Consider the following 25,127-nt stretch of genomic DNA (forward strand, 5'->3'; position numbering starts at 1 on the left):
GCCCCCTCCCACATTTGAAATGCATGCCCCTATGGGAGGGGGCTTGCCCCCGATGACGGACTGATGGACGCCACTACTGCACCTGATACACCACCGATTTCTCATCCACCACCGCTGTCACGCTCCTTGCCGCAAACCCCTCTCTCGACGCCGTGGAAAAATTCGCCACCAACCGCGTGCCATCGGCAAACGTGGTTTCCTGCACCTGTCGATCCGCCGTCAGCCAGCGAAACCCGGTCATCGCCTGGGTGGTCAGGCGCTCATGCAACGGTCGAAAAAATCGGTCCTGGCGCTGGATCAGCGGCAGCCGCGCCTTGAGCGTCGCGGCACTCAGGTGATACAGCGGCGGCACGTTGTAGAGCAGTTGGGCCAGCTCGTTCTCGGCGCGCACATTGCTCAGTTTGAGGCTGTCGAACAGCCAGTGATGGGTGGTGATCACCGAGCCGTGGAACACCGCCTGATACAGCGGCAGGCGCAGCGTCGGGTCGAAGTAGAGCGTACGAAACGGCTCGTTCAGCGGCACCGACTTGAAGAACACCGCCGGTTGCTCCGGCGGGTACCAGTTACCCACGTAGTAGGGCGACTGCTTGTCCTGGGTCATGTCGCGATCACCCCAGCCCAGCACCGGGGTTTGCATGCCATGGGCGAACAGAATGCCCTGGGCGGTGATGGCGTTGCCGTCTTCGGAACCTGTCGGCATTTGCAGCGTGGTATTCAGCCAACGGGACGCATCGATATTGCCTTCGGCGTTCTGCGCCTGGGTCATCGGAGCGCTGTCGCGGTAACTGTCGAGCACCATGCTGGTGGCATACGCATCGAGAAACCAGGCATTGAAGCCGGCCCTGGCCTGCACGGCTTTCACCCGCGCTTCCAGCAGAGGCCGCACACAGCGCGGGTCAGTGTAGTGGCCGGACTGCTGGAAGCCGGTCTTGAGTTTGCCGTCCTTCAACACGATGGCGCAGTCGCGGTAGGCCCGGTTGCCCAGGTGGGCGGTGGTCCAGTCGGGGTTTTCGGTGGCGGACAACGCGGTTTGATAGGAATCGTAGGGCGCCATCAGGTAGCCGGCGTCGACACCGGCGCGGATGGTTTCGGGGTGCCAAAGGCCGCCTTCCCAGCCTTCGCCCAGGGTCAGCATCAAGCGTGGCAAGCCGGCGTCGCGCAGGGTTTGTACCGCCTGGCTGCCCCAGGTGTCGGGACTGTCGCCGAGGGCACCGGCAAAGTCCACGGCCAGTTCGCGACGCAATTCACCGTAGCGGGCGGCAAGACGGCTCATATCGGGCTCGTCCACCTGCCAACTCTGCCGGGCCTTCCTGTTGATAGCGGCGTTGAGGCCGCGCAACAGCACGCTTTGTTCGTAGCGATTCAACCCGCCGGGCTGCGCCAGGATCTTGGCGGAGTCCTTGTCCAACAGGCCTTTGAGCTCATGAGCGCGCAAGCGCTTGAGCAACAGCGGCCAATCACGCACATCCTCCGGCGCCAGCAGGTCATTGCCCCACAGGTAAACATGGCTGGCGCCCAGCAGCTTTTCAGCCCCAGGGGTTTGTCGCAGCTTGTCTGCCAGGGGTTCATAGCGGCCCTGCTCAACCAGCCATTGGCGATAGCGCCTGGCGCCGGCCAGCGGATCGCTTTCGCCCAGGTGCAACAACAGGGTCATGGGGGCGGCAGGTGCGAGCGAGGTGAACTCATGGGTCAACGACAACGCCTGGCCCCGCCAGCGCAGGCGGTTGTTATAGGGATTGGTCAGCAACCAGTTCAGGGTGAAGGCGCCGTGATCGACACCCCACAACGGCAGGCTGAGGTCCTGGGTGGTTTTGATGTCGCCCTGGGCCACCAGGAAAGTGTTCCACGTGGTATTGCCGACCGGCACGTAATGCCCTTCGGCCAGCGGCCACATCAACCCTCGGCCCATGGCGCTCGCCGGCTGCAAAAGTATCGGCAGCTCACCGGCTTCCCGCGCCGTGATCGACAGCACCAGGTCGCGCTGCTCCAGGCTGGCAGTTACCCGATAGGCACCGTCATCCCATTGCCAACTGGCCTGTTGATCGTGTTGTGCAAGTTGACTGACGGCACGGGCCGCTACGCCGTTGGAGGCCTGGACCTCTGGCTGGCCGCTGGGTGTCACGCGGATGGCGAGGGTGGCCGGGTCGAGTTCGACTCGCCACAACGGGTTTTCCAATACAGTGCTGGCAAAGGCCACGGGCGACAGCAAGCAGCAACACATCAGCAAGGTATGACGCATACGGTTCATGGCAGGCGACCGTTGAGAGGTGGAGGCCGGAGGTTAAATCACTCAACGGTCGGCCAGGGTAACAAGCGTCACTTCCAGAAATTTCCCACGGCTCAAATGCCCAGCCGAGAACACATTGTGGGAGGGGGCAAGCCCTGATGCCAGTCAGTTAAGGAGCAACACTGTAACTGTGGCGAGCGGGCTTGTTGTGGCGAGCGGGCTTGCCCTAATGCCGTTCAGTTAAGGCTTTTTTGTAGGAGCGAGCTAATGAACGCGGCGCCTGTGAGTTTTTCGCGAGCAAGCTCGCTCCTACAAAAAAGCCTTAACTGAACGGCATTAGGGCTTGCCCCGCGTCGGGCTGCGCAGCAGCCCCAGCTTTCAGCGCTTATTCAGCCCCCGCGCCAACCGATCGCCACCCAACTGGATCACCGCCACCAGGATCACCAGCAGCACAATCACCGTGAGCATGATCTGCGTATCGAAACGCTGGTAGCCGTAGCGGTAGGCAATGTCGCCCAAGCCACCGGCGCCGATTGCCCCGGCCATGGCCGACGAGTTGATCATGGTCACCAGGGTGATGGTGAACCCGCCGACAATCCCCGGCAGGGCTTCGGGCAACAGCACGTGCCAGATGATGTGCCAGCGCCGGCAGCCCATGGCCTGTGCGGCTTCGATCAGGCCGTGGTCGACCTCGCGCAGACTCACTTCGGCGATCCGCGCAAAGAACGGTGTAGCGGCGATAGTCAGCGGTACCACCGCCGCCCATACGCCATAGGTGGTGCCGACGATCAACCGCGTGAACGGGATCAGCGCCACCATCAGGATCAGGAACGGAATGGAGCGGAACAGGTTGACGAACGCCCCCAGCACGCGGTTCAACGCAGGCGCCTGGTAGATGCCGCCCTTGTCGCTGGTGACCAGGAACACCGCCAGCGGAATGCCCACCAGCAACGCGATCAGCGATGACACGCCGACCATCAACAAGGTGTCGAGGGCACCCTGTACTAAACGATCAAACCACATAGCCCACCACCTCCACCTGTTGTGCCCAACGCCCGGCGCGATTGCGCAGTGCTTCGGCGTTATGGGGCGAGCTGTTCACTGCCAGCAGCAGTTGCCCCAGGGCATGCCCCTGGATGCGTTCCACGCCGCCCTGCAGCAAGCGCACGCGCCCGCCAAGTGCGCCGAACAGCGCGGCCAGGTCCGGTTCATCGGTAGCGCTGCCGGTGAACTGCAAGCGCAGCACCACGGCCGCGTCTGACGACGCGGGCGTGGCCTGCAAACGGCTTTGTAGTTCGTCCGGCAGCCCGTGTTGCAACGGTGCCAGCAGGGTCTTGCTGACCTCATGTTGCGGGTTGCCGAACACTTTCCACACCGGGCCTTGCTCGACGATGCGCCCGTGTTCCAGCACGACCACGCGGTCGCAGATTTCGCGGATCACCGCCATCTCGTGGGTGATCAACACGATGGTCAAACCCAGGCGCCGGTTGATCTCGCGCAACAGGCCGAGGATCGATTGGGTGGTCTCCGGGTCGAGGGCCGAGGTGGCCTCGTCGCATAACAGGATTTGTGGGTCGTGCACCAGCGAGCGGGCAATGCCCACACGCTGTTTCTGCCCGCCTGAGAGCTGCGACGGGTAGGCCTTGTGCTTGTCCTGCAAACCCACCAGTTCCAGCAGCTCACGGACCTTTTGCTCGCGTTGCGGCTTGGGCACGCCGGCGACTTTGAGCGGCAATTCGACGTTCTGCCACACGGTCTTGGCCGACATCAGGTTGAAGTGCTGGAAGATCATGCCGATACGCCGACGCAGCGCCACCAGGCGGTCTTCGTCGTAGTCGCCGATGTCCACCTGATCGATCAGCACGCGCCCGCTGCTGGGTTGCTCCAGGCGGTTGATGGTGCGGATCAGCGATGACTTGCCGGCGCCGCTGCGGCCGATAATGCCGAACACTTCACCACGCTGGATCGCCAGGTCGATGCCTTGCAAGGCATGCACGCTGCCGTCGTAGGTCTTGCCCAGGTTGATAAAGCGCACGTGCGCGCGGTTCAGGTCCGGGTGCAGTTCGGTCTGCTCGGCGTCCCTGGGCGGTAAACCCAGGTCGCGCAGTTGAGAGTGGGCGGCGGTCATTTTTTGTCTTCCCAACCGACTTGGTACAACTTGCCAAGGGATTTATCCAACGCCGCGCGCACCACTGGCGAGTGCTGGTAGATGTCGACGAACTTGATCACGCGTGGGTCGGTTTTGCTTTTGGGCTGGATCACGAACTGGATCACGTATTCCGGGTGGTCGAGACCGTCGAACAGCAGCGCCGACTCGGCATCGAAGGTCTTCGACAGGCGGATATACGCCGGGTAGCCCTGCACCAGGTCCGCATCGTCATACGCGCGCACCAGTTGCACGGCTTCGACTTGCAGGATCTTGATCTTCTTCGGGTTGGTCACGATGTCTTCTTCGGTCGCCTTGTAGCCCACGCCCGGCTTGAGAGTGATCAAACCGGCCTTGGCCAGCAGTTGCAGGCCGCGACCGCTGTTGATCGGGTCGTTGGCAATCGCCACGCTGGCGCCTTGGGGCAGGTCGTTGATGCTTTTGTATTTTTTCGAATACAGCCCGACGTTGTTGATGATGCCCGGCGCGTACGGCACCAGGTCAAAACCAGCGGCGGCCTTGGCGTTTTCCAGGAACGGGATGTGCTGGAAGTAGTTCACGTCGATGTCACCGGCGGCCAGGCTGACGTTGGGCGCGATCCAGTCGGTGAATTCCACCAGCTCGACTTTCAAGCCTTGCTTGCCGGCTTCGGCGACGGCGGCTTCCAGGGGAATGGCGAAGGCGGCGGTGGTGCCGATTTTCAACGGTGCATCGGCGGCGAACACCGCCGCGCTGAACAACCCGAAGGCCAGGGCCAGTGCTTTGACTGGGTGGGAGAGCAGGATCTTTTTCATAATCGAGTTCCAGTTGTAGGAGCGAGCTTGCTCGCGAAAAATTTGAGGGCGCTGCGGGGTATCAGAGGCCACGCGTTATCGTTAACTATCTTCGCGAGCAAGCTCGCTCCTACAGGGGGCAGTGGCGGTAGGTGGAGCCGGTGTGTTGTTTGGGCAAGCGCGCGCTGCGCTGGAATACCTTTTCCCGTAGCGTGCCGTTCTCATACTCGGTCTTGTACGACCCACGCTTCTGCAACTCCGGCACCACCAGGTCGATAAAGTCCACGTAGCTTTCCGGCGTCACAATGCGCGTGAGGTTGAAGCCATCCAGGCCGGTTTCGCTGATCCAGGATTCCAGCTCGTCAGCGACCTGTTCGGGCGAGCCGACCAGGGTGATATAGCGCCCACCGAGGGCGTGCTGCTCGAGCAATTTGCGCCGGGTCCAGTCGTTGTTTTGCAGGTTCTTGGTGGCCGACTGGATCGCGTTGCTCTTCACGTACTGGATCGGTTCGTCGATTTCGTATTGGGAAAAATCAATCGCGGTGGACGCCGAGAAATGCGCCACGCCGGCCTCCGCGCTGGCGTAGCTCAAGTACTCGGCGTGCTTGGCCCACGCCAGTTCTTCGGTGGCGCCGACGATCACGTTGAGGCCCATGAACACCTTGATGTCGTCCGGGTTGCGCCCGGCCTCGACTGCGCTGGCGCGCACCTTGTCCACCTGCACCTTGGTAGCGGCCTTGTTTTGCCCGCTGATGAATACGCACTCGGCATGCCGCCCGGCGAACAGCAAGCCACGCTCCGAACTGCCGGCCTGGAACAGCACGGGCGTACGCTGCGGCGACGGTTCGCACAGGTGGTAACCCTCCACCTGGTAGAACTCGCCGTGATGCTCGACCTTGTGCACCTTGCCCGGCTGCGCATACACCCGCGCTTGCGGATCGTTGAGCACCGCGTCGTCTTCCCAGCTGCCTTCCCAGAGCTTGTAGAGCACCTCCAGGTATTCATCGGCCTGGTCGTAGCGCCGGTCATGCTCGACCTGTTCGGACAGGCCCATGGCCTTGGCGGCGCTGTCGAGGTAGCCGGTGACGATGTTCCAGCCGACACGGCCACGGCTCAGGTGATCGAGGGTGGACATGCGCCGGGCGAACAGGTACGGCGGCTCATAAGTGAGGTTGGCGGTGAGGCCGAAGCCGAGGTTTCTGGTCACGGCGGCCATCGCCGAGACCAGCAGCAACGGGTCATTGACCGGCAGTTGGATCGACTCCTTGAGCGGCACATCAATCGAGCGCTGGTACACGTCGTACACGCCGACGATATCGGCGATGAACAAACCGTCGAACAACCCGCGCTCCAGGGTTTGCGCCAGGTCGGTCCAGTACTCGATGCTCTTATATTGGGTGGAGGTGTCCCTTGGGTGGGTCCACATACCGTGGTTGATATGCCCGATGCAGTTCATGTTGAAGGCATTGAGCAGGATCTTTTTCTTCGCCATCAGATGGTCCCCCGCAGTGGCGGGTTTTCAGCGTTGAGGTAGTAATTACCTACCGCGTGGTACTTCCAGCGCACCGGGTCGTGCAGGGTGTGCACGCGGGCGTTGCGCCAGTGGCGGTCGAGGCCGTGCTCGGCCAGGGTGGCCTGGCTGCCGGCCAGTTCGAACAGGGTGCTGCCGGCGGCCAGGGAAATCTCGGTGCTCAAGGCGCGCACTTCGGCCACGGCAATCGATGCCGCCGCCACGGTGTCGGCATTGCTGTCGGCCTGGGCGCGGTCGAGGTAAACACCGGCACGTTCCAGCAAGGCTTCGGCAGCGTGCAGGCGGATGCTCAGGTGGCCAAAACTCTTCAGGGTGAGCGGGTCTTCGGTGGCTTTGTCGTTGCCGGAATCGATCCACGGGCGGGTCTTGGTGCGCACAAAGTGCAGCGCGTCCTCGAAGGCGGCGCGGGCGATGCCGGTGTCGATGGCGGCGTGAAGGATCTGCGCCAACGGGCCTACGGTGGTGGGGCGCTCGAAGGCGCTCTGGAACGCAATCACGTCGTGCGCGGCGACCCACACATTGTCGAAGACGACGGAGCCGCTGCCGGTGGTGCGCTGGCCGAAGCCACTCCAGTCGTCGATCACGTTCAGGCCTTCGCTGTCGCGGGGCACGAAGGCCAGTTGCTGGATGCCGTGTTCATCCACCACCGAGGTGGGGATGCGTTGGGCATAGATCGCGCCGGTGGCGTAGAACTTGCGTCCGCTGATACGAAAGCCATCGCCATCGCGGGTGATGGCGGTCACGCGGTCGTGGGCGGTCTTGGTGCCCAGTTCCGCCAGGGCGTTGCCGAAGCGTCGGCCGGCGAGCACTTCGGCGTACAGGCGTTGTTGCTGTTCAGGGCTGCCATTCACGCGCAGCACTTCGAGGGCATAGAAATGGTTTTGCGGAATCTGGCCCAGCGAGGCGTCGGCCTGGGCGATCAGCGCAATGACTTTGGCGAGGGTGACGTTGGATACGCCGGCGCCGCCGTATGCCTTGGGTACGCTGATACCCCACAGGCCGGAGCGCGAAAACACGTCCAGTTCGGGCAGCGGCAGGCGGCGTTCGCGGTCGCGCTGGGCGCTGTCGCGGCGCAAGTCTTCGGCCAGGTCGCTGGCGACAATAAGGGCTTGTTCGTCGCTGGTGATAACCGCGACACGGTGAGAAAGGGTCATGAGTTTCTCCAGAGGTCTGGTCGGTTAAATCCAGGAATGGCGAGCCGGCAATGTGCCGTTCAAGCGATAGGCGCCAACGGCGTGATACTTCCAGCGCACCGGGTCGTGCAGGGTGTGCACCCGCGCGTTGCGCCAGTGACGGTCGAGGTTGAATTCGGCGAGGGTGGCGCGGCTGCCGGCCAGTTCGAAGAGTTTTTCGCTGACCAGCAACGACACTTCAGTGGTGAGCACCTTCGCCTCGGCCACGGCAATCGACGCCCGCGCGGCGGACTGGGCGGTGATCGGCGCGGCGCTGACCTGGTCCAGCACCTGACCGGCCTTGCGCAGCAGCGCCTCGGCGGCGTGCAGTTCGATTTTCAGCTTGCCGATATCGGCGATCACATACAGGTCATCGCTGGCGCGTTCGACCTTGGCGTCGATCCACGGGCGCGAACGCTCGCGCACAAAGGCGATGGTGTCATCCAGCGCGCCACGGGCAATGCCGGCGTCGATGGCGGCCTGGATCAATTGCGAGACGGCGCCCTGGATATTCGGGCTTTCGCCGATGCGCCAGTTCTCGACCACCAGCTCTGCGTCGACCGGCACCTGGTCCAGCAGCACGGTGCCGCTGGCGGTGGTGCGTTGGCCAAAGCCGGACCAATCGTCGACGATGCGCAGCCCTTCGGTGCCACGGCGCACAAATGCCATGACCTGCTTGCCGTCATCGTTCAACGCTTTGACCGCCACCCAATGGGCAAACAGCGCACCGGTGGAATAAAACTTCTGGCCGCTGATCACATAACCATCGCCCTTGGCAGTGATGCGCGCCTTGAGTTCCAGGGTGTTCCTGGTGCCACGCTCCGGGCCGCCGTTACCAATGCGCCAGCCGTCGAGCACGCTTTGGAACAGCTGCTTTTTCTGGCGCTCGGTGGCGGCACCCTGCAACAGGTGCAGGATGCCGAAATGGTTCTGCGGGATCTGCCCGAGGGCCGGGTCTGCCGCGCTGATGATCGCGAACACATCGGCCAGGGTCACGAACGACACTTGTGGGCCGCCGTACTCACGGGGAATGGAAATACTGCCCAGCCCGCTGCGGGTGAATTGCTCGATCTGTGCCCACGGCAACTTGCGCTGCTGGTCGCGCTTGGCGGCTTGCAGGCGCGCAGCCTGGGCCAGCTCATGGGCCGCGCTCAACGCTTGGGCGTCGTTGCGCAGCACAGTGGCTGGCAACAGCAGGGGGGCTACGTCCAGATCACTCTGGGGGGGTGTTAGAGCCAAGTTAGACATCAGCGCCGCTCCTTGGCTGCACGTAATGCCCTGGCGTTGCGCACCGGGGTAATTCTGACCATACCGACCTCGCATTCAATGAAATGAAAACAAAACAATCAGGAATGTCCGGTGGTCCGGTGCATATACCCTAATCGTGTTAAATCTTTAAATAAACTAACTTTTAGGAATATGCATAGAAGGTCCGTCACCCAGGTTCCAAGGGGGAACCGAGGCGACGCGGTTGATAGGGCAGCGCGTCCCTGGCCGCACGGGTCGGCGCCTGGGGCGCACAGGCGGCGATGCGCAAAGTGCGGGCGGGCGCCCAGCGTGAATTATTGCCAACCCGATCGAGGATGCAGTACGTCACGTCCAGCCGGCTGTCGTCGCCCGCTTCGAGAATCACCGCTGAAGGTACCCACACCTGGACCGCCAGGCCGACGCTGCGCGTCGTTATTTTCGGCAGGTCAAGGCGCACATCACCCCAGCGCAGGGTGATGGCGTCGCCGCTGGCCATGTTCAGGTAAGGCTCGATGGTCAGCGGAATACCGCGACGTACCTGGCTGCCGTTGACGCCGTAACGGCCGATCATCGCGGGTACCCTGATGGGGGCGAGGTTCTGGTTTTCGTCGCTGTACAGCGGCGAGGGCTGGCCGCCTGGGCCGTTGGTCTTGACGCGTACCTGCGTCACCGCCGAGCGGGCCGGGCTGCGGCCGACTTGCATGACCTGGTAGTGAACCTGTGCCAGGCCATCCTGCACGAAGCTTTCGGGCACCCGCAGGTGGGTGGGGGTGCCGACCTTGCACGCCGTTACCCGACGTGAGGCGGCGAAGCAGTTGTTCCAGAACAGTTCGATCAGGTCGCCTTCATCCATGCCCGGATAGGGGGCGATATCGACCTGCAGTTGGGTGGCGGCCAGGGCGTTGATGCCGTGCGGCAGGGCCTGGGGCAGGGTCGGGGCGGTGAGCATGGCCGGGGTTGCAGTGCGCGTCATAAGTCATCTCCTTGATGCAGCCAGCAGCAATCGTTCCGGACCTTGGGCGCAGGTGCGCAAACGGGACCGAAAGGAACGATTCAGTGAGTAGCCGGGATAGGATCCAATCCTCTGGGTGCTAGATAAGAGGGTTGGCCAGGGAGCGTCAATGGCGGCAAAAGGCTAAACGGCGGGTTCGGGAAGATTCAGAAGGGTCTGACTGGGCGGGGGATTTTAAGAGGGGGTGGTGGGGCGATTTACTGGCTGGAACGAAGCATTCCTGTAGGAGCTGGCTTGCCAGCGAAGACCGTCCAGACGACACGGTTAATCCGGTTAAACGCGTTATCGTTGACGATTTTCGCTGGCAAGCCAGCTCCTACAGGGTTACAGGGTGGGTCTCAGTGGGCCAGGAATTTGCTCAGGAACTGCCGGGTCCGTTCTTCCTTGGGGTTGGCGAACAGCGCCTTGGCTTCACCCTGTTCGACGATCACGCCCTTGTCGAAGAAGATCACCCGGTTGGCCACATCACGGGCAAAGCTCATCTCGTGGGTGACGATGACCATGGTGCGGTTTTCTTCGGCCAGGCTGCGAATGGTCGCCAGCACTTCACCCACCAACTCCGGGTCGAGTGCCGAGGTGGGTTCGTCAAACAGGATCACCTCCGGCTCCATGGCCAAGGCGCGGGCAATCGCCACGCGCTGTTGCTGGCCGCCGGACAGGCGCCGTGGGTAGGACGCTTCCTTGCCCGCCAGGCCGACCTTGGCCAACAAACTGCGACCCAGGGTAACCGCCGCTTCGCGGGGCATCTTCTTGACCACGATCGGGCCTTCGATGACGTTTTCCAGTGCGGTGCGGTGGGGGAACAGGTTGAAGTTCTGGAACACAAAGCCCACGTGCTGGCGCAGACGCCGCACCAGGCCCTGTTGCTGGTTGAGCGGCTTGCTGCCGTCGATCTCGATGTCACCCACCTTGATGCGGCCGCTGGTGGGTTCTTCGAGGAAGTTCAGGCAGCGCAGGAAGGTGGTCTTGCCGGAACCGCTGGGGCCGATGATGGCGACGACTTCGCCTTCCTTGACCTCAAGGTCGATACCGTTGAGCACCACCTGGCCGTTGAATTGTTTGGTCAGTTTTTCAACAACGATCATGCTTCAAGACTCCAGGTCATGCCGGTTGACCCGGTCTTCCAGGCGGTTTTGGAAGTGCGCCAGGATGCTTGCCAGCACCCAGTAGATCAGGGCGGCGGACAGATACATGGTGAAAATCTCGAAGGTGCGCGCCGACACCAATTGAGCCTGGCGGAATAGCTCCGGCACCTGGATGGTGGCGGCCAGCGCGGTGTCCTTGACCAGCGAAATAAAGCTGTTGCCCAAAGGTGGCAAGGCGGTGCGCATCGCCTGCGGCAGGATGGCCCGGCGCAGGGTCTGCGCACGGGTCATGCCGATACTGGCGGCGGCTTCCCACTGGCCACGCTCGATGGAAGCGATGGCGGCCCGCAGGATTTCACAGGCGTAGGCGGCCATGTTCAGCGAGAAGCCGATCATCGCCGCCGGGATCGGATCCAGCTCGATGCCCACTTGCGGCAAGCCGTAGTAGATCAGGAACAGCTGTACCAGCAAGGGCGTGCCGCGAAAGAACGACACGTAGACGCGGGCTGTCCAGCTCAGCAGCTTGAAGCGCGACAGCCGCATCAAGGCCAGGCCGAAGCCCAGCAGCAAACCGAAAAACATCCCGCCAAGGCTGAGAATCACCGTGTAATACGCGCCCTTGAGCAGAAAGGGCGCGGAGTCCAGCGCGAGTTGGAAACCTGCTTCCATTATTGAGTGACGTCAGCGTTGAAGTACTTCTCGGACAGCTTCTTCAAGGTGCCGTCGGCGCGCAGCTTGTCGAGGGCCTTGTTCACCGCTTCAAGCAACTCGGGCTCGCCTTTGCGTAGGGCGATACCGGCTTCCTGACGGGAGAAGGCGTCGCCGGCAGCGGCGGTGTCCGGGGCTTTCTTGGCGTATTCCAGGGCCGCCAGGCGGTCGATCAGGATGGCGTCGATACGGCCGATGCGCAGGTCCTGGAACTTGGTCGGGTCATCGTTATAGGTCTTGATAATGGCTTTGGGTTGGTTGTCCTTGAGCCATTGTTCGTAGTTGGTGCCCAGGCCTACCCCGACTTTCTTGCCGGCCAGGTCGTTGGCGGTCTTGATGGTGTCGAGGTTCTTTTTCAGCACCAGCGCCTGGATACCGGAAACGGTGTAAGGCGTGGAGAAGTCGTATTTCTTCTTGCGCTCTTCGGAGATGGTGACTTGGTTGACGACGGCATCCAGGCGCTTGGATTCCAGGGCGGCGAGGATGCCGTCCCATGGCGTGGCCTGGAGCTTGACCTTGACGCCCAGCTCTTTGGCCAGGGCTTCGGACAGTTCGACTTCGAAACCGCTGAGCTTGCCGCTTTCATCGACGAAGCTGAACGGCGGGTAGGTGCCTTCCAGGCCGATTTTGATCTCGCCGGCCTTTTTGATATTGCCCAGTTGCTCGCCGGCAACTGCCTGGCCCAGCCAACCAGCCCCGAGAGCCAGCCCCAATGTGCCGACCAGCAAGGTGCGACGGAATACGGAAATAGTCATGAAGAGCCCCTGTGTTTTTTATGTTGAGCGAAGCAGGTGACGCGGTAGTCGTATCCTGCCTTAAAGCGCGAAGCGCGTCTTCGCCTTCGGCGCGATGATAAAGCCGGGTTTTAAGACTTGAAAATAATATAAATCAATTCATTTATGCTTATCTGGAATATGTGGCGACCCTAATGTGGGAGGGGGCTTGCCCCCGATAGCGGTGTATCAGTAACAAGTGAGCTGGCTGACACTCCGCTATCGGTGGCAAGCCCTAATGCCATTCAGTTAAGCGTACATCGCCTTCTGTAGGAGCGAGCTTGCTCGCGAAAAACGTCAACCTTGCTCGCGAAAAACGTCAACGATAACGCGTGTTTCCTGAATCAACGCGGCGCCTGTGAGTTTTTCGCGAGCAAGCTCGCTCCTACAGAAGGCGATGTACTCTTAACTGAACGGCATTAGGACTTGCCCCGCGTTGGGCTGCGCAGGAGCCCTAATGAGAACGCTGCAGTGTGTCAGTCAGTTCCGGGGGAGGGTTTGGGGCTGCTGCGCAGCCCAACGCGGGGCAAGCCCGCTCGCCACAACAGGCCCGCTCGCCACAACAGCCCGCGTCCACATGTTGAAGGCGGGCACGTCAGTTATTCAGTAACTCGCACAACACCTGCATCTCATCGTCACTGAACAACCCCGCCGGGTAGCGTTCACTCATCACACTGTGCAAATCCGGCTGCTGCCTGAGCTGTCGCGAACCGTTTGCCTTCAACCAGAGCGCCAGCGCATGGATGGCGTCACCGTTGACCCGCAAGGGGTGAAACGTGCGCGTATTCATTGGGTTGATGTTGGCATTCATTTCAGCGCTCTCTCCTACTGCGTGAGCGGCTAACTTACTCAAGGTTTATGACAGAACTGCGCAGTCATCAGCCTTGGCTACTGTGACAACACCAATACAAGAGCTATGCCAATGTCCCGGATTTATAGGTATTCAGACACAAAAAAGCCCACGGCCTTGCGGGGCCGCGGGCTTGCTGCGAGCGCTGGAACCGAGTAGTGCCCGGTCGCCGTTGAGGCGCTGTTACAACTGCACTCAGTTTTTGTGCGGGGCCGGCTGTTGTTGGGTCAGGCAATGGATATTACCGCCACCCAGTAACAGTTCGCGGCCCGGCACCATCACCACTTCGTGCTGCGGGAACAGGCTCTGCAGGATGGCCTTGGCCTGGCTGTCCAACGGGTCGTCAAAGCTCGGGGCGATGATGCCGCCGTTGACGATCAGGAAGTTGACATAGGAACCGGCCAACCGCACGCTCGGATTACGCTCCTGGGTGCCATCCACCGGGTCCACGCCGGCACACTCTTCCTCGGTGGCATACAGCGGGCCCGGAATCGGCATTTTGTGCACTGTGAACGAGCGGCCCTGGGCGTCAGTGCTGCTTTGCAGGACGTCCATGGCTGCGTGGCAACGGGCGTAGTTCGGGTCTTGCGGGTCGTCGGTCCAAGCCAGCAACACTTCGCCCGGGCGCACATAGCAACAGAAGTTATCCACATGGCCGTCGGTTTCGTCATTGAACAGGCCATCCGGCAACCAGATGATCTTATCCACCGCCAGGTTGGCACTGAGCACCGCTTCGATAGCCGCACGGTCGAGGTGCGGATTGCGATTGCGGTTGAGCAGGCATTCTTCGGTGGTGATCAGAGTGCCTTCGCCGTCGACGTGGATCGAACCGCCTTCCAGCACGAACCCTTCGGTGCGGTAACGCGGCGCGCGTTCGATCTCGAGGATCTTGCCGCCCACCTGCGAGTCACGGTTCCACGGCGCATACAGGCCACCATCAAAACCACCCCAGGCGTTGAAATCCCAGTTCACGCCACGCACTTCGCCGGTGTTGTTGATCACAAACGTCGGGCCGGTGTCGCGCACCCAGGCGTCGTCACTGGACATTTCCACCACGCGGATATTCGGCACGTCCAGGCGGGCGCGGGCGTTTTCGTACTGGCCGGCAGACACCGCGACCGTCACCGGTTCAAACCGCGCGATAGCCTTGGCCACCGCCACGTGAGCGGCCTGCGCCGGTTTGCCACCCAGGCGCCAGTTGTCCGGGCGTTCGGGCCAGATCATCCAGGTTTGGGTCTGGGGCGCCCATTCGGCGGGCATATAAAAGCCATCGGCGCGAGGTGTGCTGTGCAGGGTGGTCATGGCAATCAGGGCTCCGAATGGGGGTGAAGGCCGACTTTATAACGGATAAAAATCGGCTTTAACAGCGGCCTGCAATCATAGGCGATAAATATGACAGCAAATAACCGATAACAATCGATTATTTACGCTTGTTCATTCAACGCCTTCGACAGCATGTCGACAAAGAAGTCCACGCTGCGTTTGGAGGTGACCATCGGCGGCTTGATCTTGAGGATGTTCAGGTAGTCACCGGTCGGCTGCATGAAAATCCCAAGTTCCCGCAGACGCTCGCACAACAGCGCGGTCTCTTCGGTGGCGGGCTCCAGGGTGCGTCGATCCCGCACCAGCTCCAGCCCCAAGTAGAAACCGGAGCCATGCACGGCGCCGACCAACGGATGACGGTCGATCAGTGCTTGCAGCCGCGCCTTGAAATGCCCGCCCACGACCTGGGCGTTTTCCCACAGTTTTTCTTCTTCCATCACATCCAGCACCGCCATGCCGATCCGACAACTGACCGGGCTGCCCCCCGACGACGAAAAGAAATACCCCTCGGCTTCCAGCGCTTCGGCAATCTCGCGCCGAGTGATCACCGCCCCCAAGGGCTGACCGTTCCCCATGCCCTTGGCCATGGTGATGATATCCGGCACAACACCCTGCTCTTCAAAGCCCCAGAAGAAATGCCCCATGCGCCCATAGCCCACCTGCACTTCATCGGCAATGCATACGCCGCCCTGGGCACGCACCCGCGCATACACCTGCTGCAGATAGCCCGGAGGCAGGGAAATACCGCCGGCATTGCCGTACACCGGCTCACAAATGAAGCCAGCCAGTTGGCGCTGGCTCGCGGCGATTTTCGCCAGGTTGTGCTCCACACTGCGGACATAATCCGGCGCACTGTCTGGTCCGCGGAACTCACCGCGATAGGTATTCGGCGCAGTCACCGGGTGTACCCAATCCGGGCGGCTGCTCAGGGCCTTGGGGTTGTCAGCGATCGAGGTGGACACCGCATCCGCCGCCACCGACCACCCGTGGTAAGCCTCCAGCACGCTGAGCATGTCGCGCCCGCCGCTGTAGGCCCAGGCCAGGCGAATGGCCAGGTCATTGGCCTCGGTGCCGCTGTTGACCAGGAACACCCGGTCCATACCCTCCGGCGCCAGCGCCAGCAGGCGCTCGGAAAACTCGGCAATCGCCGCGTAGTGGAAGCGCGAGTTGGTGTTGAGCAATGACCATTGCCGAGCCGCCACGGCCGCCATACGTGGGTGGCCGTGGCCGAGCACGGCCACGTTGTTGAGCATGTCGAGGTAGGAACGGCCCTGCATGTCGATCAGATGGTTGCGCCAGCCGCGTTCGATGCGCGGCGGGTCGACGTAATAATGCTTCTGCGAACGGGCGAAACTGGCGTCGCGCCGGGCCAGCAGGGCCTCGGGGTCCAGTTCCGGCTCAGCGTCACAGGCCAGGCCAAGCAGCGTCGCCGGTGACGGGCAAAGCGCTTGCCACGCCGGTACCCGGGAGGGCGCGCAGAACAGCGGCGGTTCGATGTCCGCGCGGCATACCTGCACCATCAGCGGGGCATGGACTTCGCCGATTATCTGCCCTTCCACCAGCACCGCGCCGGGGTTCAATGCGGTTTTCACCCCCCACAGACGCAGGCTCAGCGGACCGTCATGCAGGCTCAGCAGACCGTCGGCGCCCTTGCGCAACGTGCCGCCAAAGGGCGCCTCCAACACGGTGCCATGGGGCAAGTGCAGTTCAACATGCAGCGGGAACGTCTCGGGCTCAACGGCGCTGTCGGGACGGGTGCGCGACAGCCGATATTGCCCATAGCGGCTGGCGGCCAACCCGTGCACGGTGGCCGCTTCATCCAGTAATCGGCGATCGATGCCGGGCTGTTCCCAATTGCCCGCTTCGAAATGCGGGCTGAGCACACCCAGGTCAATCAGCGCGAATTCCTGGCCCACCAACCCTGGCAACAAAGGGGCGAAGTTCTGGTCGGCCAACGGCGCCGGCGTCTCCCCGACACTGCTCAGAATCGCCGCTTCCATTAGTTCAAAGGGCACCGACATTGCCACATGGAAGATTTCCCACTCATGTTCGGCGTTTTTCAGCAGGTAGCTGTTATTCGGATCCAGGCGTTGCTGCTGTTCGCTGCTCAGCACCAGCACCGCCGCGCGGGCGACGATCAGTGGCCACAGGGCCTGCAGTTCTTCGCGCTGTAAGGGGTTGACCGCATGGAACGCACGGATGGCCGGGAGGATGGCAAAGGGATCGCTTTCAGCATGGTGCAGCAGCGCGGCACACGTCACCGACAAATCGGCGATGCGCCAGGTGTGCACCAGGTCGCCGAAATCAATCACCCCCTGGATCTGCCAGTGCCGCTGGGCATCCCGTTGCCACATGACGTTGTCATCGGTGATGTCCATGTGCACCGCTTGCCAGGGCAGGTGATCGGCCAGGTCGCGCAGGCGCGCGTCAACCTGTTCGGCCACCTGCTCCAAGAGGGCGCGATGGGGCAGGTTTTGCAGGGTTGCCAACAGGTGGGTGATCAGCTCCTGGGCGTGGCGCGGGTCCCATTGCAAGGTGCGGTCCAGGCCTGGGTGCTGGAAATCGGCCAGGGCCAGGCTCATTCGCCCGCACAACGCGCCGAAGCCTGCAATGACATCGCGGCCCAGATGGGGGAGATGGGTCAGGGGCTGCCCGTCGATGTAGTCCAGCAACCGCAGGTGCAGGTTTTGTCCATCCACCGCGACGGTGAGCAACTCTTCACCGGTGTGCGCCTTGATGACCTGAGGTACCTGCATCTGCACATGGGCCTGCAGGTTGTTGAGGGCCGCGTGCTGGGCCTGCAACTCAACGGCAGCGTAGTCACCCCGGCAGATTTTCAGAACAAAGCGGCCACGGTCGCTGTCGACCTTGTAATTGAGGTCTTGCTGGCTGCCCAGCGCCTGCAGGGTGCCGGTGAGGCCGTAATGCTGCTCAAGCAGGTGTGCCGCCTGATCGGGGTCCACTTGCGGGCAAGGTAGGCTGGCGCGATGGATCAACGTGGCGAGCAACATTGTGACGACCTCGGTTTTTTTAGGCGTCTATATCGCCATTGTTACGGGGCTAACGCAACCCCCAGCACACGGCACGCTTGCGCCGACCTGCTCCACCACTCAAGCTATGCTCCATTTGCTTAATGTCCGTCTAAGGAAAAGGCCCTCCGACATGCGCATTCTCATCACCGGCGGCGCTGGTTTTATCGGCTCCGCCCTGATCCGCCACCTGATCCAGCACACCGAGCACGAAGTGCTCAACCTGGACAAACTCACCTACGCCGGCAACCTGGAGTCGCTGACCAGCATCGCGTCCAACAGCCGCTATGAGTTCGTACAGGCCGATATCGTCGACCAGGCCACCGTCAGCGCCGTGCTCGCGCGCTTCGAGCCGCAGGCGATCATGCACCTGGCGGCCGAGTCCCATGTCGACCGCTCCATCGATGGCCCGTCGGATTTTATCCAGACCAATATCGTCGGCACCTACAGCCTGCTGGAGGCCGCCCGAGCCTATTGGCAAAAGCTCGACGAGCCCGCCAAGCGCGCGTTCCGCTTCCATCACATCTCCACCGATGAAGTGTATGGCGACCTGCATGGCGTGGACGACCTGTTCACCGAAACCACGCCCTATGCGCCCAGCTCGCCCTACTCGGCCAGCAAGGCCGCGTCCGACCATCTGGTACGCGCCTGGCAGCGTACCTATGGGCTGCCGGTGCTGCTAACCAATTGTTCGAACAACTACGGGCCGTTCCACTTCCCTGAAAAGCTGATCCCGCTGGTGATCCTCAATGCCCTGGCGGGCAAGCCGTTGCCGGTCTATGGCGATGGCTTGCAGGTGCGCGACTGGCTGTTCGTAGAAGACCACGCCCGCGCATTGCTCAAGGTGGTGACCGAAGGTGTGGTCGGCGAGACCTACAACATTGGCGGGCATAACGAGCAGAAAAACATCGACGTGGTGCGCGGCATCTGCGCCCTGCTCGAAGAGCTGGCGCCGCAGCGCCCGGCCGGTGTCGAGCAATTCACCGACCTGATCACCTTCGTCAAGGATCGCCCCGGCCACGACCAGCGCTATGCGATCGACGCCAGCAAGATCGAGCGCGAACTGGACTGGGTCCCACAGGAAACCTTTGAAACCGGGCTGCGCAAGACCGTGCAGTGGTACCTCGACAACCTAGAGTGGTGCCGCAGGGTCCAGGACGGCAGTTATCAGGGCGAACGATTGGGCAACACCGACTTTAAGGATCTGATTGCATGATGAAGGGAATCGTATTGGCCGGGGGCTCCGGCACCCGTTTGCACCCCATTACCCTGGGGGTGTCCAAGCAGCTGTTGCCGGTGTATGACAAACCGATGATCTACTACCCGATCTCGGTGCTGATGCTGGCGGGAATCAAGGACATCCTGGTGATTTCCACACCGCTCGACTTGCCCCAATACCGCAACCTGCTGGGGGATGGCAGCCAGTTTGGCGTGCGCTTCAGCTATGCGGAGCAACCCTCGCCAGATGGCCTGGCCCAAGCGTTCATCATCGGTGAAGAGTTCATCGGCGATGATCCGGTCTGCCTGATCCTGGGTGACAACATCTTCCATGGCCAGCACTTCAGTGACCAGCTGCGTACCGCGGCCGAGCGCCCCTCCGGGGCTACCGTATTCGGCTACTGGGTCAAGGACCCGGAGCGTTTCGGGGTGATCGACTTCGACAAAGACGGCCGCGCCCTGTCCATCGAAGAAAAACCGGCCAAGCCCAAATCGCCGTACGCGGTGACCGGCCTGTATTTCTATGACAACGACGTGATCAGCATCGCCAAGGCGGTCAAGCCTTCACCCCGTGGCGAGCTGGAGATTACCGACATCAACAACGCCTACCTCAAGCGCGGCGACCTGCATGTCGAGCGCTTCGGCCGTGGCTTTGCCTGGCTCGACACAGGGACCCATGACAGCCTGCTCGAAGCGTCGACCTATGTGCAGACCATCGAGCATCGCCAGGGGCTGAAAGTAGCGTGCCTGGAAGAAATCGCCTACGAAAATGGCTGGATCGACCGCGATTACCTGCTGGAGCGTGCGCAGTATTTCGGCAAGACCGGCTATGGCCAATACCTGTACATGTTGGCAGGAGAACGCGCGTGAATGTAGTGCAGACCTGCCTGCCCGACGTGCTGATCCTTGAACCGAAAGTGTTCGGCGATGAGCGCGGTTTTTTCTACGAAAGCTTCAACGCCCGCGCGTTCGAGGCGGCTACCGGGCTCAAGCGTGATTTCGTACAGGACAACCACTCACGCTCACAAAAAGGCGTGCTGCGGGGCCTGCACTACCAGCTCGAACACACCCAAGGCAAACTGGTGCGCGTCATCGCCGGCGAAGTGCTGGACGTGGCGGTGGATATTCGCCGCAGCTCGCCGCACTTCGGCCAGTGGGTCGGCGTGCGACTGTCGGCACAGAACAATCGCCAACTGTGGGTGCCGGAAGGCTTCGCCCATGGGTTCGTGGTGCTGAGCGAGCATGCAGAGTTCCTCTACAAGACCACCGACTACTACCAGCCGAGCGCCGAGCGCAGCATCCTGTGGAATGACCCGACGTTGGCCATCGACTGGGAATTGACTGAACCGCCGCAACTGTCCGCCAAAGACCAGGCGGGCAAACTGTTGATGGAGGCCGACCTGTTCCCATGAGCCGCCCTTTAAAAATCCTCATCACCGGCCAACACGGCCAGGTCTCCCTGGCGCTGCAACAAAAGCTCCAGGGCCTGGGCGAACTCATCGTGCTGGGCCGCGACCAGCTTGACCTGGCCAACGTCGAGCAGATTCGTCAGCAGGTCCGTGCCCATCGCCCCGGCCTGATCATCAACGCCGCAGCGCACACCGCGGTCGATCAGGCCGAAAGCGAACCGGACGCGGCTTTCGCCGTCAACGCCATCGCTCCCGGCATCCTCGCCGAGGAAGCCAAGGCCCTGGGCATCCCGCTGATCCATTACTCCACCGACTACGTGTTCGACGGCAGTAAACCTGCGCCCTACACCGAAGCCGATGTGCCGAACCCACTGGGTGTGTATGGCCAAAGCAAGCTGGCCGGTGAGCGGGCGATCGCCGCCGTGGGTGGCCAATACCTGATCCTGCGCACCAGTTGGGTCTATTCCAGCCACGGCAAGAACTTCCTGCTGACCATGCAACGCCTGCTGCAAGAGAAACCGCAGATGCGCATCGTCGCCGACCAGATCGGTGCTCCGACCTGGGCCGGTACCATCGCCAACAGCACCCGCACGTTGATCGAGCGCTGGCAGGCCGGCCAGGCGGGCGATTGGGGCATCTATCACCTGACCGCCCAGGGCGAGACGTCATGGTTCGGCTTCGCCCAGGCGATTGGCGAGCATCTGCGTGCTGCGGGCAAACCCTGCGCCGAGCTGGAAGCGATCCCTTCCAGCGCCTACCCGACGCCGGCCAAGCGCCCCCTGAACTCGCGCCTCGATTGCAGCCGCCTGCGCCAGCAGTGGCAGGTTGGCCAGCCACAGTGGCAAGACGCATTGCGCGAGTGTCTTGCCGAGCAGCACTAGGCATAATGCGCCTGTACCCACAGGCGCACGACACCCATGACTCCACCTCTCCCGCGAAGACCCCGCTGGCGCAGCCTCGCCCTGCTGGCGCTGTGCCTGGCGCCGCTGCTGTGGCCGCTGGAGCACCTGGCCGAGCGTTATTACCGCAGCGAACTGGCCGGGCAGAACCGCCAGACCCTCGACCTCTACGTCGCCAACCTGCTGGGCACGCTGCACCGCTACGAGGTGCTGCCGCAAATCCTCGGTGACTTGCCGGCCTTGCGCACCGCGCTGGAGGCACCGGACGTCAGCACCAACCTGGTCAACGCCAACCTGCTGCTCAAGGACGTCGCCGCCCAGGCCGGGGTAGAAGTGATGTACCTGATGGACACCACCGGCAAGACCCTTGCCGCGTCCAATTGGGACAAGCAGGACAGCTTCGTCGGGCGCAACTTTTCGTTCCGCCCGTATTTCAGCGAAGCCATGGCCGGGCGGCTGGGACGGTTCTTCGGCCTGGGCACCACCTCGGCCAAGCGCGGTTACTTCTTCGCCGCCGCCGTGCGCAATGGCGAAAAAATCATCGGCGTGCTGGTGGTCAAGGTCGACCTGGACCACACCGAAAGCCTGTGGGGCAACACCCCCGAACAACTATTGGTAACCGACCATAACGGCGTGGTGATCCTCACGTCGCGCCCGCAATGGCGATTCCGCGCCACCCGGCCGCTGACCGATGAAGAGCGCCAGGCCATCATCGCCATCCAGCCCTACCCGACCCGCGACCCGCAACCGCTGACCCTGAGTTCCACGGCATGGTTGCGCCAATCCACTGCGATCGCCGAGACCGGCTGGAACGTGGAAATCCTCGCGCCACGCTCACTGATCAACCGCCCGGTGCGCACGGTAGTGGCCGTAGGTGGCGCCACGCTGCTGGTATTGATGTTGCTGCTGGGGTTGATGATGCAGCGCCGCCGTCATTACCTGGAGCGCATCGCCTTTGAAGCCAAGGCCCGTCGCGAGCTGGAGATGCGCGTGGTCGAGAGGACCAGCGACCTGGAAGGGCTCAATCGCCGCCTGAAACAGGAGGTACTGGAACGCGAACACGCCCAGCAGGAACTGGTGCGCGCCCAGGATGATTTGGTGCAAGCGGGCAAACTGTCGGCACTGGGCACCATGTCGGCGAGTATCAGCCACGAACTCAACCAACCCCTGGCGGCGATTCGCAGCTATGCCGAAAACGCCGAAATCCTCCTCGACCATGAACGCACCAACGATGCGCGCGGCAATCTCAAGCTGATCAGCGAACTGACCGGGCGCATGGCCTCGATCATCGCCCACCTGCGTGCGTTCGCCCGCCGCGATCGGCACGCGCCGGAAAGCGTCGCCCTGCAACCGGCGCTGGACGATGCCCTGGCGTTGCTGGCCAAGCGACGGCGTTCGATGGAAGTGGAACTGATCCGCGATTTGCCCGAGGCAACCTTGTGGGTAGAGGCCGGCGAAACGCGCCTGCGCCAGGTGCTGGGCAACCTGCTGGCCAATGCCCTCGACGCCCTCACTGAAAAAGGCCCGCCGCGCAAACTCTGGCTGAGTGCCCAAACCACCGAACAGGGCGTCAACCTGTACATTCGCGATAATGGCCCTGGCTTTTGCATGGAAGCACTGGGCCGCGCCAGCGAGCCGTTCTACACCACCAAGACCCGCACCCAGGGCCTGGGGTTGGGCCTGGCCATCTGTGACACGCTGATGCGCGCCTTTGGCGGCGAGCTGCTGTTTGCCAACCACAAGGAAGGCGGCGCGCTGTTAACCTTGAAATTGCGTGCCGGCTCGCCGGGCGTCAGTCTGCAACCGTCCGAGGACCGCAGTGTATGAGTATCGATAACCAGATTCAGGTGGTGTTGATCGACGACGATCCACACTTGCGTCAGGCCCTGTGCCAGACCCTGGACCTGGCCGGGCTGAAGGTCCTGCCCCTGGGCGAAGCCACCGGCCTCACCGCGCGCTTGTCGCGGGACTGGCCGGGGGTCGTGGTCAGCGATATCCGCATGCCCGGCATGGACGGCCTGGAGCTGCTCGCCGAACTGCACGGCCAGGACCCGGAGCTGCCGGTGCTGCTGATCACCGGCCACGGCGACGTGCCGTTGGCGGTGCAAGCCATGCGCGCGGGTGCCTACGACTTCCTCGAAAAACCCTTCGCCAGCGACGCCCTGCTCGACAGCGTGCGCCGCGCCCTGGCCCTGCGTCGCCTGGTCCTGGACAACCGCAGCCTGCGCCTGGCCCTCAGCGATCGCCAGCAACTGAGCACACGCCTGGTCGGGCACTCGCCCCAAATGCTGCGCCTGCGCGAACAGATCGGCGCACTGGCAGCGACCCGCGCCGATGTACTGATCCTGGGTGAAACCGGGGCCGGCAAGGAAGTGGTGGCCCGTGCGCTGCACGACCTGTCGAACCGGCGCAGCGGGCCATTCGTGGCGATCAACGCCGGGGCGCTGGCGGAGTCGGTGGTGGAAAGCGAACTGTTTGGCCATGAACCCGGCGCGTTTACCGGGGCGCAGAAGCGCCGGATCGGCAAGTTCGAATTCGCCAATGGCGGCACGCTGTTCCTTGATGAAATCGAAAGCATGAGCCTGGATGTACAGGTCAAACTGCTGCGCCTGTTACAGGAACGCGTGGTCGAACGCCTTGGCGGCAATCAGTTGATCCCGCTGGATATCCGCATCATCGCGGCCACCAAGGAAGACTTGCGCCAGGCCGCCGACCAGGGCCGCTTCCGTGCCGACTTGTACTACCGCCTCAACGTCGCACCGTTGCGCATTCCGCCGCTGCGCGAACGGGGCGAAGACGCACTGATGCTGTTCCAGCACTTTGCCGACGAAGCCAGCAGCCGCCACGGCCTGCCACTGCACGAGCTGCAACCAGGCCAACGTGCGTTGCTGTTGCGCCACAACTGGCCGGGCAATGTGCGCGAACTGCAGAACGCCGCAGAACGCTTTGCCCTCGGCCTGGAGTTGGCGCTGGATAACACCCCGGACAATCCGGTAACCGGCGTGCTGACCTCGACCCCGGGCGGCTTGAGCGAACAGGTCGAGCAGTTCGAAAAAAGCCTGATCGCCGCCGAACTGACCCGCCCCCACAGTTCCCTGCGCAGCCTCGCCGAAGCCCTGGGCGTACCGCGCAAGACCTTGCACGACAAACTTCGCAAGCACGGCCTGAACTTCGCCGACAGCAGCAACCAAGGCGCTGACGACGAATGACCCTGCCCACTCACCAAGAGGCCGCCATGAGCCGCGACAGCCGTTACCTGGAATCCATCCTCCACCACGACATCCCCCTGACCCGTGAAATGGGCCTCAAGGTGCTCGACTGGCAACACGGCCAACTGCGATTGCACCTGCCCTTGCAAGCCAATATCAACCACAAGAGCACCATGTTCGGTGGCAGCCTCTATTGCGGCGCGGTGCTGGCGGGTTGGGGCTGGCTGCACCTGCAACTGCGCGAGGAAGGAATTGAAGACGGGCATATCGTGATTCAGGAAGGGCAGATCAGCTATCCGCTGCCCGTGACGCAAGACGCGACCGCCATTTGCGCGGCGCCGGAGGAGAAGGTGTGGAAGCGCTTTTTAGCCACCTACAAGCGCTATGGCCGGGCGCGGTTGACGTTGGACACGTGGATCGTAAATGAGGGCAGTGAAGAGCTGGCAGTGACTTTCACCGGCCAGTACGTCCTGCACCGCTGAAAGCCATCACACAAAACCAATGTGGGAGGGGGC

21 protein-coding genes are annotated in these 25,127 nt (G+C 62.4%); 7 read left to right on the top strand and 14 right to left on the bottom strand.

Annotated elements, in window-relative coordinates; all coding sequences use genetic code 11:
* Window positions 1-73: 73 nt before the first annotated feature.
* The 14 genes from A7317_RS00975 to A7317_RS01040 all read right to left on the bottom strand — a co-directional run bounded on the left by A7317_RS00975 (window position 74) and on the right by A7317_RS01040 (window position 17,859).
* A complete protein-coding gene (locus A7317_RS00975; RefSeq protein WP_069075021.1) occupies window positions 74-2,248 on the bottom strand; it encodes a glycoside hydrolase in 2,175 nt (724 codons plus the stop codon).
* A gap of 357 nt (window positions 2,249-2,605) precedes the next feature.
* Window positions 2,606-3,250: a methionine ABC transporter permease gene (locus tag A7317_RS00980; protein WP_024072778.1), complete on the bottom strand. Its 645-nt coding sequence runs from the start codon at window positions 3,248-3,250 to the stop codon at window positions 2,606-2,608.
* Window positions 3,240-4,355: a methionine ABC transporter ATP-binding protein gene (locus tag A7317_RS00985; RefSeq protein WP_069075022.1), complete on the bottom strand. Its 1,116-nt coding sequence runs from the start codon at window positions 4,353-4,355 to the stop codon at window positions 3,240-3,242. Before A7317_RS00985 ends, A7317_RS00980 begins: the two co-directional genes overlap by 11 nt.
* A complete protein-coding gene (locus A7317_RS00990; protein ID WP_024072780.1) occupies window positions 4,352-5,167 on the bottom strand; it encodes a MetQ/NlpA family ABC transporter substrate-binding protein in 816 nt (271 codons plus the stop codon). Before A7317_RS00990 ends, A7317_RS00985 begins: the two co-directional genes overlap by 4 nt.
* 109 nt (window positions 5,168-5,276) lie before the next feature.
* The gene (locus A7317_RS00995) at window positions 5,277-6,638 is read right to left on the bottom strand and encodes an LLM class flavin-dependent oxidoreductase (RefSeq protein WP_024072781.1); all 1,362 of its coding nucleotides are present in this window, start codon (window positions 6,636-6,638) and stop codon (window positions 5,277-5,279) included.
* Window positions 6,638-7,831 carry an SfnB family sulfur acquisition oxidoreductase gene (locus A7317_RS01000; protein WP_069075023.1) on the bottom strand — a complete coding sequence of 398 codons (1,194 nt, stop codon included), beginning with the start codon at window positions 7,829-7,831 and terminating at the stop codon, window positions 6,638-6,640. Before A7317_RS01000 ends, A7317_RS00995 begins: the two co-directional genes overlap by 1 nt.
* Before the next feature lie 24 nt (window positions 7,832-7,855).
* Complete coding sequence (locus A7317_RS01005) at window positions 7,856-9,097, bottom strand: SfnB family sulfur acquisition oxidoreductase (RefSeq protein WP_024072783.1); 1,242 nt, start codon at window positions 9,095-9,097, stop codon at window positions 7,856-7,858.
* A 187-nt stretch (window positions 9,098-9,284) separates the two neighbouring features.
* Window positions 9,285-10,070 carry a hypothetical protein gene (locus A7317_RS01010; protein WP_024072784.1) on the bottom strand — a complete coding sequence of 262 codons (786 nt, stop codon included), beginning with the start codon at window positions 10,068-10,070 and terminating at the stop codon, window positions 9,285-9,287.
* A 377-nt stretch (window positions 10,071-10,447) separates the two neighbouring features.
* Window positions 10,448-11,194, bottom strand: a complete 747-nt coding sequence (gene tcyN / locus A7317_RS01015; protein WP_024072785.1) for an L-cystine ABC transporter ATP-binding protein TcyN — start codon at window positions 11,192-11,194, stop codon at window positions 10,448-10,450.
* A gap of 3 nt (window positions 11,195-11,197) precedes the next feature.
* The gene (gene tcyL, locus A7317_RS01020) at window positions 11,198-11,863 is read right to left on the bottom strand and encodes a cystine ABC transporter permease (protein WP_032884921.1); all 666 of its coding nucleotides are present in this window, start codon (window positions 11,861-11,863) and stop codon (window positions 11,198-11,200) included.
* Window positions 11,863-12,657: a cystine ABC transporter substrate-binding protein gene (gene tcyJ / locus A7317_RS01025; protein WP_024072787.1), complete on the bottom strand. Its 795-nt coding sequence runs from the start codon at window positions 12,655-12,657 to the stop codon at window positions 11,863-11,865. Before tcyJ ends, tcyL begins: the two co-directional genes overlap by 1 nt.
* Window positions 12,658-13,270: 613 nt before the next feature.
* Complete coding sequence (locus A7317_RS01030; RefSeq protein WP_024072831.1) at window positions 13,271-13,486, bottom strand: hypothetical protein; 216 nt, start codon at window positions 13,484-13,486, stop codon at window positions 13,271-13,273.
* A gap of 234 nt (window positions 13,487-13,720) precedes the next feature.
* Window positions 13,721-14,827, bottom strand: coding sequence for an agmatine deiminase (gene aguA / locus A7317_RS01035; RefSeq protein WP_024072830.1), 1,107 nt, complete (start codon window positions 14,825-14,827; stop codon window positions 13,721-13,723).
* Window positions 14,828-14,949: 122 nt separating this feature from the next.
* Window positions 14,950-17,859 (bottom strand): aminotransferase, encoded by a 2,910-nt coding sequence (locus A7317_RS01040; RefSeq protein ID WP_069075024.1) that lies wholly within the window; start codon window positions 17,857-17,859, stop codon window positions 14,950-14,952.
* A 151-nt stretch (window positions 17,860-18,010) separates the two neighbouring features.
* Between A7317_RS01040 and rfbB the strand changes: the two genes are divergently transcribed.
* The 7 genes from rfbB to A7317_RS01075 are packed head-to-tail and all read left to right on the top strand — an operon-like array spanning window position 18,011 to window position 25,094.
* Entirely contained in the window at window positions 18,011-19,093 is a 1,083-nt protein-coding gene (gene rfbB / locus A7317_RS01045) for a dTDP-glucose 4,6-dehydratase (protein ID WP_069075025.1), read from the top strand.
* Window positions 19,090-19,965 (top strand): glucose-1-phosphate thymidylyltransferase RfbA, encoded by an 876-nt coding sequence (gene rfbA / locus A7317_RS01050; RefSeq protein WP_069075026.1) that lies wholly within the window; start codon window positions 19,090-19,092, stop codon window positions 19,963-19,965. The genes rfbB and rfbA overlap by 4 nt, the downstream gene beginning before the upstream one ends.
* Window positions 19,962-20,507, top strand: a complete 546-nt coding sequence (rfbC, locus tag A7317_RS01055; protein WP_069075027.1) for a dTDP-4-dehydrorhamnose 3,5-epimerase — start codon at window positions 19,962-19,964, stop codon at window positions 20,505-20,507. Before rfbA ends, rfbC begins: the two co-directional genes overlap by 4 nt.
* Complete coding sequence (gene rfbD / locus A7317_RS01060; RefSeq protein WP_069075028.1) at window positions 20,504-21,385, top strand: dTDP-4-dehydrorhamnose reductase; 882 nt, start codon at window positions 20,504-20,506, stop codon at window positions 21,383-21,385. Before rfbC ends, rfbD begins: the two co-directional genes overlap by 4 nt.
* Before the next feature lie 36 nt (window positions 21,386-21,421).
* Window positions 21,422-23,230: a sensor histidine kinase gene (locus tag A7317_RS01065; RefSeq protein ID WP_069075029.1), complete on the top strand. Its 1,809-nt coding sequence runs from the start codon at window positions 21,422-21,424 to the stop codon at window positions 23,228-23,230.
* Window positions 23,227-24,612 carry a sigma-54-dependent transcriptional regulator gene (locus A7317_RS01070; protein ID WP_024072823.1) on the top strand — a complete coding sequence of 462 codons (1,386 nt, stop codon included), beginning with the start codon at window positions 23,227-23,229 and terminating at the stop codon, window positions 24,610-24,612. The genes A7317_RS01065 and A7317_RS01070 overlap by 4 nt, the downstream gene beginning before the upstream one ends.
* Before the next feature lie 26 nt (window positions 24,613-24,638).
* Window positions 24,639-25,094, top strand: a complete 456-nt coding sequence (locus A7317_RS01075; protein ID WP_041161075.1) for a YiiD C-terminal domain-containing protein — start codon at window positions 24,639-24,641, stop codon at window positions 25,092-25,094.
* Window positions 25,095-25,127 lie beyond the last annotated feature (33 nt).

It is taken from the genome of Pseudomonas fluorescens (assembly GCF_001708445.1).
In the GTDB taxonomy this organism is placed as follows: Bacteria; Pseudomonadota; Gammaproteobacteria; order Pseudomonadales; family Pseudomonadaceae; genus Aquipseudomonas; species Aquipseudomonas gorinensis.